At 42.7% G+C, this 14,263-nt stretch carries 13 protein-coding genes and 2 pseudogenes; 13 read left to right on the forward strand and 2 right to left on the reverse strand.

Translation table 11 applies throughout. The features are described from left to right. Nucleotides 1-4 precede the first annotated feature (4 nt). The 3 genes and pseudogenes from GJB61_RS27545 to GJB61_RS32625 all read left to right on the forward strand — a co-directional run. Nucleotides 5-2,554, forward strand: a complete 2,550-nt coding sequence (locus GJB61_RS27545; protein ID WP_154122242.1) for a hypothetical protein — start codon at nt 5-7, stop codon at nt 2,552-2,554. Between the two features lie 71 nt (nt 2,555-2,625). After that, on the forward strand, nt 2,626-3,585 hold the full coding sequence (locus GJB61_RS27550; protein ID WP_154122356.1) for an acetylxylan esterase: 960 nt from the start codon (nt 2,626-2,628) through the stop codon (nt 3,583-3,585). Nucleotides 3,586-3,749: 164 nt separating this feature from the next. After that, a pseudogene (locus GJB61_RS32625) lies at nt 3,750-4,000 on the forward strand (IS1182 family transposase); the annotation flags it as partial. Nucleotides 4,001-4,239: 239 nt separating this feature from the next. Here GJB61_RS32625 and GJB61_RS27555 read toward each other — a convergent pair. Continuing rightward, entirely contained in the window at nt 4,240-6,159 is a 1,920-nt protein-coding gene (locus GJB61_RS27555) for a PAS domain S-box protein (RefSeq protein ID WP_338116162.1), read from the reverse strand. Between the two features lie 854 nt (nt 6,160-7,013). Here GJB61_RS27555 and GJB61_RS27560 point away from each other — a divergent pair. From GJB61_RS27560 to GJB61_RS27575, 4 genes and pseudogenes are all read left to right on the forward strand, one after another. Continuing rightward, nucleotides 7,014-7,103: pseudogene (locus tag GJB61_RS27560) on the forward strand (DUF255 domain-containing protein); the annotation flags it as partial. Between the two features lie 249 nt (nt 7,104-7,352). Then, complete coding sequence (locus GJB61_RS27565) at nt 7,353-8,018, forward strand: response regulator transcription factor (RefSeq protein WP_154122244.1); 666 nt, start codon at nt 7,353-7,355, stop codon at nt 8,016-8,018. After that, nucleotides 8,015-9,349 (forward strand): ATP-binding protein, encoded by a 1,335-nt coding sequence (locus GJB61_RS27570; protein WP_154122245.1) that lies wholly within the window; start codon nt 8,015-8,017, stop codon nt 9,347-9,349. The genes GJB61_RS27565 and GJB61_RS27570 overlap by 4 nt, the downstream gene beginning before the upstream one ends. Nucleotides 9,350-9,372: 23 nt before the next feature. Continuing rightward, nucleotides 9,373-9,906, forward strand: coding sequence for a VanZ family protein (locus GJB61_RS27575; RefSeq protein ID WP_154122246.1), 534 nt, complete (start codon nt 9,373-9,375; stop codon nt 9,904-9,906). A gap of 308 nt (nt 9,907-10,214) precedes the next feature. On the opposite strand, the gene GJB61_RS27580 is transcribed toward GJB61_RS27575, so the two are convergent. Continuing rightward, a complete protein-coding gene (locus GJB61_RS27580) occupies nt 10,215-10,433 on the reverse strand; it encodes a helix-turn-helix domain-containing protein (protein ID WP_154122247.1) in 219 nt (72 codons plus the stop codon). 114 nt (nt 10,434-10,547) lie between these two features. Here GJB61_RS27580 and GJB61_RS27585 point away from each other — a divergent pair, with 114 nt between their 5' ends. From GJB61_RS27585 to GJB61_RS27610, 6 genes are all read left to right on the forward strand, one after another. Further along, nucleotides 10,548-10,838: a DUF6809 family protein gene (locus tag GJB61_RS27585; protein WP_338116163.1), complete on the forward strand. Its 291-nt coding sequence runs from the start codon at nt 10,548-10,550 to the stop codon at nt 10,836-10,838. 37 nt (nt 10,839-10,875) lie between these two features. Continuing rightward, nucleotides 10,876-11,088, forward strand: coding sequence for a hypothetical protein (locus GJB61_RS27590; protein WP_154122248.1), 213 nt, complete (start codon nt 10,876-10,878; stop codon nt 11,086-11,088). A 196-nt stretch (nt 11,089-11,284) separates the two neighbouring features. Further along, nucleotides 11,285-11,893: a recombinase family protein gene (locus GJB61_RS27595; protein WP_195724497.1), complete on the forward strand. Its 609-nt coding sequence runs from the start codon at nt 11,285-11,287 to the stop codon at nt 11,891-11,893. A gap of 155 nt (nt 11,894-12,048) precedes the next feature. Continuing rightward, nucleotides 12,049-12,744: a hypothetical protein gene (locus GJB61_RS27600; RefSeq protein ID WP_154122250.1), complete on the forward strand. Its 696-nt coding sequence runs from the start codon at nt 12,049-12,051 to the stop codon at nt 12,742-12,744. A 47-nt stretch (nt 12,745-12,791) separates the two neighbouring features. Beyond that, nucleotides 12,792-12,965, forward strand: a complete 174-nt coding sequence (locus tag GJB61_RS27605) for a hypothetical protein (protein WP_154122251.1) — start codon at nt 12,792-12,794, stop codon at nt 12,963-12,965. A gap of 721 nt (nt 12,966-13,686) precedes the next feature. Further along, nucleotides 13,687-14,124: a hypothetical protein gene (locus tag GJB61_RS27610; protein ID WP_154122252.1), complete on the forward strand. Its 438-nt coding sequence runs from the start codon at nt 13,687-13,689 to the stop codon at nt 14,122-14,124. The last annotated feature ends 139 nt before the right edge of the window (nt 14,125-14,263 follow it).

A 14,263-nucleotide genomic window follows, 5' to 3' on the forward strand; every position in this document is an offset into this window, starting at 1 on the left:
TGATATGAAGCATTATCATGTAAACGGTTACATTAACCGGAGCTATTTTTCTAACAGGCTTGGGATTATTTTTATAGTGTTGTGTCTCGTAGTTTCCTCATTTTTTATTCCTTCTAAGGTAAAGGCAGCGGGGGTAACTCCAGTTACAGTATATGCCGATGATGCACTGCCTCAGACATTCTATGGCTATGGGGCTCAATTCGATCCATACATTGGCTCGGACCGTGTCATAGATCCATTAACGGCTGCCCAGTGGAACACTGTCTTGTCCCGAGTGGATTATATGCGGATGGGCTTCGCCCGCGTCGCGACCGCTCCGAATGCTTTCTCTCCGACATTAACGGTAGGGCAGTATGACTGGGATACGCCAGAGATGCAGCAGCTGTACAAAATTTTAGACCAGCTGAAGTCCGATGGCACGACCGTTCTATTCTCGACATGGAGAATGGATTACGCAGGTGATGATCTAACGAAAAACGCCTCGGAAACGTACGCAGACCTTGTCGTTGACGCATTGGACTATCTCATTAACACAAAGGGCTATACCAACATTAAGTTCTATCAGCATACTAATGAGCCGAAGTCGAACAAGATCACCTGGGCCGGCTACAAGCAGGCGATGATTTGGCTGAAGAGCAAGTTGGCGGCGAAAGGACTGCCGGTTGGCGTTATGGCAACGGGTAACCAGATTAATACCGGTCTTTATGCGGCTGCCAATCAGCTTGAACTGGCACCTTACCTCGGTGCTTATGATATCCATTATTATCCGTCACAAGCCTCGATTGCTAGCGCCAGCAATACTGAGGTGCTGAAAAGAATAACCGATCTGTCAAGTGCGCCCAAGCCATTGTTTATTACGGAAAGCGGTACTTTAGACGGTCAGACAGCAGCTGATGATCAGCCGAATGTCGTTAATTCCTCGTATGCGCTGCACCAGGTGGATATGGCGATGCAGGCTGTGCTTCAAGGAGCAAGCGGGGTAAGCACTTGGGAACTCGATGACGCACAGCATGACCGTTTATGGGGCATGTGGGATATTTTTAATGCGCCTACACCTAGACCATGGTTCTATACGTATTCTTTGCTAAGCCGTTATGTTACAGGAGGCTCCACGATTTATAAAGCAGCAGGCGCGTATGATAATCAGGTCAGAATGCTTGTCGCCCGGGGAGCTTCGGGCAGTCAGTGGACAATTGCGGCGGTTAACCGGGGAACAGCCGATCGCCAGGTTAACCTGACGATTCCCGGCGTCAATCAGGCTACATGGGATGTATACAAATATACGGACAGCTATCACCCGGCGGATGCCAACTCCCTGCCCGTGAAGGATTCCGTCATTTCCAACACCGATATGAGTTCCTCCGGTGTTGACATTACGATTCCTGCAGGCGGCTTTGTTCTGCTTACTACCTATGACCAGTCACCGGTAACCGGTGCGCCAGTGAATGGCCAAGCGTTGCCGCTGCTGGATGATTTCAATAGCGCTGTAACAGGAGCTATTCCTGAAGGCTGGCAGACCTTAGGCACAGGGGTAACCGTACAGGACGTACCGAGCTCCGCGAATAAAAGTATGAGAATAGCGGATAGTTCAGCTTCATCAGAAGTCAGTGCTTCGCATGCCTTTCCTTCTCCGAGCGGGGTGCTGGTTGAGGAGTTCGACATCAAGCTGGATCAGACCAATCAGCGGGTCCGGTCAGGTTATTTGTACAGTGGAACGGTACCGGTTGTGGTTGTTTATTTCGATAACGATGGGCAGCTCCGCTATTACAATGGGGGGAACAGTACAATCTTCATGCCTTATAGCGCAAACACCTGGTATCATATTAAAATCGCAGCTAACATTATGACGGGCAAGTATGATCTCTATGTAGATGACATGACTGCCCCCGCAGTGAGCCAGGTATCCTTCAAGTCAAGCACTGCCAGCCTGGACAGTATGTTATTTGGCACCTCCGATACAGGAACCGGAGCGTTTAACGTCGATAATGTTAAGCTGTATAAACAAGTGATGGTCGACAACTTTAATCTGGAGACGACCGGCGCCGCTCCTTCCAAATGGACGCTTGCTGGCAGTAGTATAACGATTCAAAATACCCCATCGGCAACAGATAAAAGCATGCGGATCGACGATGCTTCCACTACGGGTGAGGTGAAGGCAACGAATGCCTTTGCGGCGCAAAGCAACCGAGTTGTTGAGGAATTCGACATCAAGCTGGATCAGACCAATCAGCGGGTGCAGGCCGGGTATATGTATAGCGGATCAACGCCGGTAGCCGTTGTATACTTCGATTCGGACGGGAAGCTTCGTTACTACAACGGAAGCAGCAGTGAGGTTATTCTGACTTACAGCTCTAATACGTGGTACCATATCAAGATTGCAGCGGACCCTGCGACCAACAAATTTGATGTATATGTCAATGACATGAATACACAGGTTGTGAGCCAGGCAGTATTCAAATCCGGCGCTTCAGGCATAGATAGCATCCTGTTTGGCTCACCGGATACAAGCACGGCTAAATTTAATGTCGATAATGTTGCATTATCAAACCGCTAAGAAATACTATATTTGTCCTAGTGAATCTTATCAACCTCTTATACGAAAAGTTGGAAGGAATGAATGATGTTATGCCGCTAATTGATATGCCGTTAGACCAGTTGCAAAGCTATCAGGGACGCAGTCCGCGTCCGGAAGATTTCGATGCTTACTGGGAGCGTGCGCTTGATGAGATGCGTAGCGTTGATCCGCAAGTTGAACTCGTACCAAGCAGCTTTCAGGTGCCGATTGCCGACTGCTTTCATTTATATTTTACTGGAGTACGTGGTGCGCGCATTCATGCAAAGTATGTCCGTCCGAAAAATGCTTCTAAGCCGCATCCTGCCATTTTTCAATTTCATGGCTATACCTCCAATGCTGGTGATTGGTCGGATAAGCTGACTTATGCGGCTCTTGGTTACTCCGTATTCTCGATGGATTGCCGCGGTCAAGGCGGTTTGTCGGAGGATACCGGCGGAGTAAAAGGAACGACGCATTGTGGACATATTATCCGCGGCCTAAATGATCACCCGGATAATCTCCTGTTCCGTCACATTTTCCTCGATACTGCACAGCTTGCGGGCATTGCCATGAACATGCCGGAGGTTGATCCGGGCCGGGTCGGCGCAATTGGCGGCTCGCAGGGCGGCGCGTTAACGCTTGCGTGTGCATCACTTGAGCCGCGTATTAAGCGACTTGCTCCGGTGCACCCTTTCCTTAGCGATTACAAGCGGGTATGGGAGATGGATTTGTCCAGTAATGCATATGCGGAACTGACAACTTTCTTCCGTCAATTCGATTCTCGCCATGAGCGGGAAGCGGAGATTTTCGAGAAGCTCGGTTATATCGATATTCAATTTTTGACCCCGCGTATTAAAGGTGAAGTATTAATGACCGTTGGATTAATGGATACGACTTGCCCGCCGTCAACGCAATTTGCTGCCTATAACCGCATTATTTCTCCGAAGTCGCTGGACATCTACCCGGACTACGGGCATGAGCAAATGCCGGAAGTATCCGACCGTACCCTCCAGTTTATGCTGGGGCTTTGATAGGAGCACACGTAGATAGGACAGTCTTTTGTCATATGGAGTAACCAAACAGAAAATGGGGCTGTCCCATAAGCCATGAAATGGCTGCTTGGGACACCCCTTGTTTTTGGAGTCGGATAAACGGTTGTGCTTGTGAGGACGCTCCGTGAACGGACCATTGCTCCAATCGCTTCCGTTCCCAGCGGATGAAAGAGGTCCTTGAAACCGTGTTTACCAAGCTGAGGAAAAGTACGTCTCCCTAGATCATTATTTTGTAGACGGGACCAAGCTTGAAGCGAATGCCAATCGCTACACCTTTGTATGGGAGAAATCCGTTGTTAAGCACAAAGCCAAATTGCAAGAGAAGGTGCATACCCTTTTTGCTACCATGGAGGCTGACGAACAGCGGGAAGAGCAAATTCAACATGGAAGCGAAGAAAATTAAGCTTATTTGGAAAAGGAACAAATTTAAAATCACAATTCAGAAAAAGTGTATCGCTGATCGCCTGTCGAAGAGTTATTTATTGGAAGATAAAAGCTGTTTTTAGCTTGCGAACGGGGGAAGTGAATTGAACTAATAGGTAGCATAGTACAATTGCGGTCAACTGATGGAAAAGTGGATATTTCCATGCATTTGGATAATAGACTGGCAGAATTTTATTACCCAAATATGAATTACTTCACAAACTGGTTTAATAGCTTTTGAACAACTTCACGCTTTACAGGCTTACTGATATACTCATCCATCCCTTCAGTGAGGCACTTTTCCCGATCACCCTTCAAAGCATTGGCCGTGACCGCGATGATGGGAGGACTACTCTCCATGTGCTCCTCTTTTATCATCTTCATCGCATCGAAGCCGTTCATAATCGGCATGTGCAGATCCATTAAAATGAGATCAAACATTTCTTTGCGCGTTGCTTGCACCGCGTCTATGCCGTTTGAAACGGTGGTAACCTTATGGCCCATTTTTTCAAGTATTTTGGTCAGTACCAGCTGATTGATAGGGTTGTCTTCAGCAAGCAAAATGTTCGCCTCTCGTGCTATATGAGGTTTGTGCATGTGAATCTCTTGGTTGGGTGCTGATACTGTTTTCTTGAGTCTGATAGTGAAAGTAAATGACGAGCCGCTCTTCCCGTCACTTTCCGCGTAAATCTCGCCGCCCATCATGTCGATAATTTTGCGACTTATGGCAAGCCCAAGGCCAGTGCCTTCGTGCCTGCGCGTCATAAAACTGTCAATCTGCGCAAACGGTTCAAAAATCTCGTTGAGCTGCGTGGGATCAATCCCTATACCCGTATCAGACACCGTAAATACCAATAGGGAGGGATCTGCTTTTTCAAGCATTATCTTTACCGATATGCTTCCCTTGGGTGTGAATTTCACGGCATTGCCGAGCAGGTTTAATAGCACTTGTTTTAAGCGTTCGGCGTCGCCATAAATAAAGTCAGGAACACCGTGATGTATAGTGCTGGAGAGCTCCAGGTGTTTTTGTTCGGCTTTCATAGAAATGACAGCGAAGCTCTCCTTTATGCATTTACGCAGTTCGAATGTATCCTCTTGCAACTCTGTTCGACCTGCCTCTATCTTAGAAAGATCAAGGATGTCATTGATAATATTGAGCAGAGTATCCCCGCTTTTTCGGATGATCTCCACATAGCCTCGTTGCTCTTCATTGAGCTCTGTGGTGTCAAGCAAAATATCCGTCATACCGACCACACCGTTCATGGGGGTGCGGATTTCATGGCTCATCATGGCTAGAAACTCACTTTTAGCTTTGTTCGTAGACTCGGCGGTCTCCTTCGCAAGCAACAACTGTTTCTGCTCGGAGATGTCTTTGCATATGAGATAGAATCCGATATTTTGATTGTTCACAAAAATAGGTGCAATACTGGTAAGCACTTCGATTTCTTTGCCATCTTTGGCCACAAGAGTGTTTATGTGCTGCTCAACCGAATTATCGTACAACGCCCTATCTAGAATGTTCTGGACATTCTTCTGTCCAATTAGACTTGCAAGCTCCATACCGATCAGTTCGGACTCGATGGAGTAGCCTGTTATCTTTTCCGACATAGTGTTTGCGTTAATGATTCGGCCGTCAAGGCCAAAGGAAATGACGCTGTCATGATTGTATTTTTTGAGAGACGTATACCGCTCAACAGACTCCTGAAGTCGATGCTCGGATTCCTTTTGCTTTGTGATTTCAATAATCTGGCAGATGTAATACGTCGGTAGATTCGCCTCATCAATGAAAAGCTTGAGAGAGAGCAATCCCCACACGTCGTCACTCATCCTTGTGAGAAAACGCTTCTCAACCTGTACTTCCGTTTTCTCACCCATGAGTGCCTTTAGATCGTGAATATTTCTGATAGCATCATTATCGTGGGAGAGGTCTTCAAACCTCATGCCGTCAAACTCTGCTTTGGAATAGCCAAAGATCCGTTCCATGGCGGAGTTTACTGTTAAAATCATACCTTCTGTTGTAACAAGTGCGATCCCAGAGGAAGAATGATCAAACACTTGTTGATAGAATTGATACTGGTTCAGGTTAACTCGATGCATAGCGGCCTCCATAGGGTAAGGTAATGTTGTCACGAAAAATAGACCTCCTATTGAAGGTCATATCGATTTCTAAAAAATAAATGAATATAACTTTAATTTTATTTACCCACTTATTGTTTATCGAAACATATCCTAATAATTGAATATTACTCAGAATAAAGAATTGTTCAACTCCTATGAATGCTACCCATATAGGGTGCGACATTCTGTGATGCACCATAGCTTATCGACCTTCTTCGCCAGCCGTACAAACATTTTAGACAGAGGTATCCATTTTCATACTCTGTGGTGCAGCGCCGCTCTCAAGTACTATTTATGATGGTATTGGCTTAGATCATTTTGCCTATGAATCTCATTCTAAACGCGACTACGCCGCGTTTGTTCAAGGCTACCTGTTCCCCTTGTCTGAGGACATTGATGTTTATGCGGCAGAACAGGAGAGCGCTATACGTGTAAAGGACGGCAAAATAGAAATAATGGGTCCTGTATATTTAATTTCCCACTCAAAGATTCAGAAATTGGTTGAGACGCTCTAATTAGGGTGAGTGCTTACAGCAAATCATCTCAGGTTTCCTCTCTATGATTGGAATACTGTTTTTAAACAGATGCAATCTTAATATCCCCAACACTTATTGTTGAGCAGAAATGATAAATTTTTTAGACCGCCTTCAATGGCGGTCTTTCTATGCTCGGCGGATGCTAGCTGCTCATTATATTGAACTAACGCAGAACGTTAATTCAATAAACAGCGGAAAGAATAAGCCTTAATTTTCACGTTTATAGCTGCTACCACTTTATCTATCCCCATACGACTTTCCCCACCTTTTTGGGTAAACTAAGCATAAGCAATACTTTACCCAAATCCCACCGAAAAGAGGTCATGCCCCATGACAACGAATCACAACCCCAATAGATTAATCGCCGAGAAATCGCCTTACCTGCTCCAACATGCACCTAATCCAATCAACTGGTATTCGTAGTGATGGAATGGTCGACCTGCCATTGATGGGATGTTCGTGTGAATCAATTTTTGATTACATAATTATGCTGCCACAGTATGGGCAACTTTCTCTTATTCACTATTCTGATACCCTGTTCGTGATTTAATCTGAAAAACCTAGCAACTTCTGCCACACCTGCGAGTTTGCCGAAATCCGAACGGAAAAATCTTAGGACTACAGGGAAAATACAGATTGCCACTGTATCCTTTCTGTGGAGGAATGTTTATGGCCATACAAATTCTGCTTGTCGAGGACGATGAGCATATCTGCCATACAGTCAAAGCCTTTTTATCCGAGGCGGGATATAAGGTGGATGCCTGCCTGGACGGCGACGAAGCACATACCAAGTTTTACGAAAACCCCTATCAGCTTGTCATTCTCGACATCATGCTGCCGGGAATGAACGGGCATGAGCTTTTGCGGGAGTTCCGCAAGATTAACAATACCCCTATTCTGATGATGACCGCGCTTTCCGATGATGAGAATCAGATCAAGGCGTTTGACTCGGAGGCGGATGATTATGTGACAAAGCCGTTCAAGATTCAGCTTTTGCTGAAACGTGTGGAGGCGCTGCTCCGGCGAAGTGGCGCGTTGGCAAAGGAAGTCCGTTGCGGCAAGCTGACGCTCCTGCCGGAAGATTTCAAAGTTACCTATAATGGCGAGGAAATTGTTTTGACGCTCAAAGAATTTGAAATCCTTATGTTATTGGTTCAGAACAGGGGCAGGACGCTGTCTCATGAAATTATCCTATCCCGCGTTTGGGGCTATGCTTTTGACGGAGACGGCAGCACAGTGCATACCCACATCAAGAATCTGCGGGCGAAACTGCCGGAAAACATCATCAAAACGGTACGGGGGGTGGGCTACCGATTGGAGGAAGAATCCTCATGAAAAATCGCGGGATTTTTATTAAGGTATTTACTTATACAATAATCTCAATATTGTTGCTTGTCGGCGTGACGGCGGCGCTATTTTCGCAACAGTTTATGTCATTCTACAGAACGGCACAGGCTCGGCAAATCGTAGCTTCCTATCAGCCTTTGGTGGAACGGATTCAAAGAAACCATAACCACGACATTGCTGAATTGGCGCGGCGCTTTCACGAAAACAACCAGTCTTATGAGTTCTATATTGTGGATAAAGACGGCGGCTCGATATACGCTACGCCGAATGCCGACACCTCGGACCGTTTTGACGGCGATTTTTTTTATGTTGTGCATAACGATAAGAACTTTTCCATTATTGCTCAAAATAAGACGGGTTTAGAATCGTTTTATCGTGATTTAATCGTTCGGGCAATCGCCGTGTTTGCCATAATGCTTGCGCTCTGTCTCATCTGTGCTTTTGTCTTTGCGCGGCAGATGACCAAACCGATCAAACGCCTTGCGGACAGCGCCGAGAGGATGACCCATCTCGAAGAAGTTCCGCCACCGTTCGAGCGTAAAGATGAACTGGGCACATTAGCCCGCGACGTTTATTCTATGTACGTCAAGCTGAAGGATACCATCACCAAATTAGAGAAAGAAATCCTGCGGGAGCGTGAATTAGAGGAAACACAGCGATATTTCTTCTCGGCGGCTTCCCATGAGTTAAAAACGCCTATCGCGGCGACGAGTATCTTGTTGGAGGGAATGCTCGGAAATGTAGGCGATTACAAAGATCACCCCAAATATTTGCGCGAATGTATGAAGATGATGGACGCGCAAGACAAGATCATTTCCGAGATACTGGAGATTGTCAACTTGAGCAACGGGAAAATCGCGCCCATTCCTGAAAAACTGGATGTCAGGCATACCGTTTTCGAAATACTGCCCGATTTTCAGATATTGACTGAGGCAAACGGCCAGCATATCGTTACGGATATTCCTGACGGGCAGACCAGTCTTTCCGATCCCAAAATGCTCCAAAAGGCGCTTTCCAACATTCTATTGAATGCGGTGCAGAATACGCCTAAAGGCGGCGAGATTCGGATATGGAGCGAGCCTGTGGCTGAACAATATCGCCTTTGCGTACTAAACACGGGAGCGAAGATTGACGATGCGGTATTGCCGAAGCTGTATGACCCATTCTACCGCGTGGATCAGGCGCGGAGCCGGAAAAGCGGGCGGAGCGGCTTGGGGTTAACCATCGTGCGGAAAACGCTGGAAGCCATGAACATTGACTTCACTTTAGAAAACACCTCGGACGGCGTTCTGTTCTGGATGAACTTGCCGAAGGCGTAAGCAGCCATAAGGAGAACAAGGAAATGAAACTGCAAAAGCAAAACACGCTTACAATCACGTTGTTCATAGTATATATACTGCTGTTGACAGGAATTATCCTTTTCAAACTACCCTTTTATTCTGGAAAAATATCAGACGGGATACGAGTCATTAACCTGATTCCCCTTCAGGGGTCTTTCGATGAAAATGATGTTATACTCTTGCGTGAAATTATTTATAATATCCTTCTTTTTATACCGCTCGGCATCTATATCCGCATGTTGAAAAGCGAATGGCCTTTTAAGAAAAAAGTTCTTCCGGTTATCGCTTTGTCCTTATCCTTTGAAGTTATACAATTAATTTTTGCAATGGGAAGAACGGATGTAACCGACATACTTGGCAACACGCTTGGAGGGATAATCGGCATCGGTATGGGTGCCATATTATTCAAGATTTTCAAAAACAGGACCGTTAAGATTATGAATATATTTGCTTTGGCAGTAACTGTTTGTATGGTACTGCGTTTCGTCCAGCTGTTTTATCTCAGCCATTTTGTCATGAGGGCTCTATATCGCTGATGTAAGCAACCATACTTATCACTTTGACCGACAGGTTTAACCTGCCGGTCTTTTATTGATTTCTCGCCGCTTGATCCGCCCTACTTTTTTTGTGATTGACCAGATAGCCGACTTCTCATAGTGCTGTCTGCATTCGGGGATACCCAAAATACAAGAGTTGAAAAACAACATAAAAAAGCAAAAGAGATACCAGTATAATGACATCCCTTTTGCTCTGAATATAGGAAATGTAATAGGTGTTAAATTGCCAACAGCAACATACGCCGTTGATCGTCAATTAAAAGATTGAAATGTCTCTTCTTGGAGTTTTACCCTACGGGATAGGGCTCTTTATGATTGGTTCTGTTCAGTAAATAGTCTGTGCTCGTATGATGGAAATCAGCCAGTTTAATTAAAATTGCCGTTGGAATATCTACATCACCACGTTCGTAATTACTGTATATCCGCTGACTGCATTTCAAATACTCGGCCATTTGGGTTTGAGTCAAATCTTTATCCTCGCGTAAATTTCGGATTCGTTGATACATCTTATGCACCTCCAAAACAAGAATATCCTAGCGAAATATTCGCTATTGATTTTTAGCGAGTAATTCGCTAAAATAAATCAAAAGACAAATCCATTTAAGGAAGGAGTAAAGGATGTGAGTATATTGGAAGATTTATATTACGGGAAATGTTATCCAAGTGTACGAATCAAACCGAATGATCCTCAGTTTATGCAGATCACCCAACAAATATCTGATATTATGGAAACTCTTAAAATGAAGTTGCCTGAAAACGAATACACATTAATTGAGGAAATATGGGATTTACATGATATTTTAAATTCCATGTCATCCGCTTCAGCTTATATTTATGGATTTAAAATGGGTGCTGCAATGATAATTGAAGTATTAGGCTGGAAGGAAGGAGTTATACATAAAGAATGTTAAGATTCAAACAAATCAGAACATAGAATAGGAGAGAACAATGACAGAACAGGGATATAAGAGAAAAGATCAAGGAACAAGCTGTATTAACAATAAAGTTCATCTGATGATTGACGATCTCCTTATGACACAGAATGTGGGTGAGAATCAGGGCAAATGGGTCTCTGCGATCAAAGAAGCCATTTCCATGGATGAGAAGGAAAAATTGATCCAACTCAGGTCTATGTTCCCATACTCTTTTGAGAATCGCTAAGGCATTTGAAGAAGGAAGAACGTGAATTTATAAAGAGTGGAGTTAGGAGATAGGAGCCGGTAGCTATATGCACCGGCTTTTTTGTTTGAGCATGCAGTTGACGGAATAAAAAGATTTGTTGCTGATTTTGTATTAATGGAAGAAAAGCGAGCCGCGATTTCCTTACTTAGTATCATAAGACACAAAATCGGTACTGGTGGATGAAGGCAAGCGTTCTATTCATCGGGCCATAGTTGAAAAATACCTGAGTGGAATCAAGCTTGGGCATATTGCGATATGGTTAACGGATAACAAGATACCTACGCCATACAATATTAAGCAGGATGGAAGGGACAAGGGATGGTCGAATATGACTGTGCAAAGGCTGCTATTAAGTGAGATCCATCTCGGTTATTTAATCTACGGAAAAACTCGAACGAAGCGTGGACAGGTAGAGATTGTACCTGAAGAAGAACGAATTAAGGTCATGGGAACGCGTGGAAAATTGAAGACAAAACAAGAGCATGATGGGATCATGGAGCGCTTTGTCAAGAATGGGCTTATGAACTCCAAGAGTCGGAGAAATATCTTTCCGCTGTCTGGGTTGCTCTATTGCGAGAGATGCGGCTGCAAGATGCAGTTCCAAGTAGAACAAAGCAAAAACAAGGGCAATACTGGAGCGCGTTATGCTATCACCGTTATAAAGATGGCAGCAAGTGAGCAAAAGGATAAGGTATTGGAAAAAGACTTTTTTAATGCATTAAATGAGTGGATCATTAGTGAAGCTGGAGCGGATAAGATGTGTTTCAGTTTTTTATTGACTTGAATTATAATCAATTGATCTGAATTGAAGAAAAATGAAGGGGAATAATAGGATATGTAGAAATAAATGAGACAGCAATAAACTAGTCATTACACGTTTGTGTAGTATTTAGTCACTGCATGCTAGTAATTAAAATTATCTTTATGAGGTGGGTTAAAATGTTTATAGAAATTGACAATTTGAATGAAAAAGTGAAAGTTGAACTATCTCCGTCTGTCGAATATTCATCCAACTGTACTTTAATGGATTTTCCAGATGTTAACTTTAGCTCTGCTATGGGACCTATTTATCATACTATCAAAGTTATTTCCTCTCTTGATCTGATTAGAGAGGAATATGAACTGACTGAAACAGTAGATGAACAATTTTCAGAAAAGTACTGGATAAACAAAGAGGAAGACAAAATCATTTTGGCTAAATTGGTCATTACCGAGTTTCCAAATGAATGGAAAGAACAGATAGATGAATCTTGGGCTTATTGGCTAGACGCCTTAGATGGAGATCACGCAGTAATTGGTTCTAGAGCTGATGAAATTCTGGAGCGAGGTATTTATGATGATGATCTATTCGAATTCGGGAGTTTATTTTATGTTAAAGATTTAGAGATTCATCATGAATTTAATAGTAGTAAGTTCGCTATAGATTTACTTCGGTTTACTTTTGGGAATTTGATAAGAGATAGAACTGGGATTCTTTTTGTCATTCCACAGGAACGTATTATAGGGGAGATAGACAAGGAATGGAAAAATGAAACAAAGAAATTAATTGATTTTTATGAGAAATCAGGTTTCACAAGAGCTTTTAATTCAATAAATGAAGATGTAGTTATGGAAATTGATTTGAGAGCTTTTTAATGCAGAATGAGTAAAGATTTAAATAAATAATAGAGGTGTAATTCTAGATGCTGCAAGTAGTTTTTGATTATTTTAGAACTAATCCTACATGGCCATTAGCAATTACAATTTTAAGTACTGCAATGATCTGGTTGTACAAAGAATTCAAAGTAATGTTAGAAAATGATAATAAGAATAAATTAGCTCTTGTTCAAAAAAATTGGATCTATATTCATCAATAGAAGCAGCCACGACAGCTCAAGTAATTAATAGACAAGGGGACTCCTTTGCAATACAAAATCTATATAGCAAATTTGGTTGAATCGAGCGCATACTTCTCAGCAGATGTTCGTAAGATCATTAGGGACTATTATGGGCAAGCAGATTCTTCTATTTTAATGACTCTGATGACTTTTATTAGAGTAGAGACAACAAAGCTCGATAGGGAAAAACTAAATTAATTGCATTAGACACTTCTTCTGATGTATTTGACACGATATCAAGATTGGTGAGACCGTTAAAACCAATTCTATTGGTGCTTTTTCTTATTTTTATAACTATCTATTTCATTCTCCTTTCACTCCAAGTAGATGAAGTGACAGATACTATTTATTTATTTACAATCTTTATCTCGTTAGTCTTAAGTGGATCCGTGTTATGGGCAATTTTATCATTACTGATAGAGAAAAGTTTAAGGATTAAAGGTAGATACAGGTGAATATTGATTGTTAGTATGGTAGTTTCACCTCTTTTGATTTTATTAAATTGGAAATTTTCTATCCTAGCAGTTGTCATACAAAGTGTTTCCTTAATCTTATTCGTTAAAAGCAAGAAGAACGATTTCATCATAATATAGAGAATTTACCCTGTCAGGCTTTTTAAGGTCAAAATCTCTCCAGAAGTAACATAGGGGGATCAGGCGTTGGTACAGTCACAATAACATTGAAATGGGGGGGGGTATTATTGAAAGTCACAACAAATTTCACGAAATTAATGGGTTTTGCGTTCATATTATTATCAGTCTTAAGATTAACTCCAATCATCAGTGTAAACGGGAAATTATTACTGTGTTTTGGAATTGCAGCGTTACTTCTAATTTTATCTGATTTATTTGAATTTATAATTGAAGGTTTTGTAAAAAACAAAGGATTTCATTGGGAGAAAGCATTAGAAATTTTACATTACATTTCTCTTGCTTGTGCAGCGATAGCAATAATCGTTTTACCTAATCTAAAGATCGGAATTTCCGTTAAAGAAGTAAATGCTTGGAGTGACACAGTTACATTAGCTGGACTGGGTATCGCAATAACATTAATTGGTCTTAAGCATGAGAGGATGCAGAAAAGACTATTATCAAGTAAATTGAAAAATAAAGGAGAGGGAACAAATCAAAATGCATAAGTCATAATACAACACTGTTTACATAGGAGAAATTAATACTGGAAATAAGCATATTGACGTATTTAACCATGAGATAAGTTGTGGTATCCATAGCTTTGTTACTCATTTTTACGAGATCTCTAAGCCGTTCCTAGGTAAA

This window comes from Paenibacillus monticola (assembly GCF_009664975.1).
Lineage (GTDB): Bacteria > Bacillota > Bacilli > Paenibacillales > Paenibacillaceae > Paenibacillus_AQ > Paenibacillus_AQ monticola.

Bases quoted from the DNA above. Each gene is read 5' to 3' on its own strand.
- GJB61_RS27580 (WP_154122247.1), bottom strand. From the start codon at position 10,433: ATGTATCAACGAATCCGAAATTTACGCGAGGATAAAGATTTGACTCAA.
- GJB61_RS27605 (WP_154122251.1), top strand. From the start codon at position 12,792: ATGCTGCAAGTAGTTTTTGATTATTTTAGAACTAATCCTACATGGCCA.
- GJB61_RS27545 (WP_154122242.1), top strand. From the start codon at position 5: ATGAAGCATTATCATGTAAACGGTTACATTAACCGGAGCTATTTTTCT.
- GJB61_RS27575 (WP_154122246.1), top strand. From the start codon at position 9,373: ATGAAACTGCAAAAGCAAAACACGCTTACAATCACGTTGTTCATAGTA.
- GJB61_RS27590 (WP_154122248.1), top strand. From the start codon at position 10,876: ATGACAGAACAGGGATATAAGAGAAAAGATCAAGGAACAAGCTGTATT.
- GJB61_RS27570 (WP_154122245.1), top strand. From the start codon at position 8,015: ATGAAAAATCGCGGGATTTTTATTAAGGTATTTACTTATACAATAATC.
- GJB61_RS27600 (WP_154122250.1), top strand. From the start codon at position 12,049: ATGTTTATAGAAATTGACAATTTGAATGAAAAAGTGAAAGTTGAACTA.
- GJB61_RS27565 (WP_154122244.1), top strand. From the start codon at position 7,353: ATGGCCATACAAATTCTGCTTGTCGAGGACGATGAGCATATCTGCCAT.
- GJB61_RS27550 (WP_154122356.1), top strand. From the start codon at position 2,626: ATGCCGCTAATTGATATGCCGTTAGACCAGTTGCAAAGCTATCAGGGA.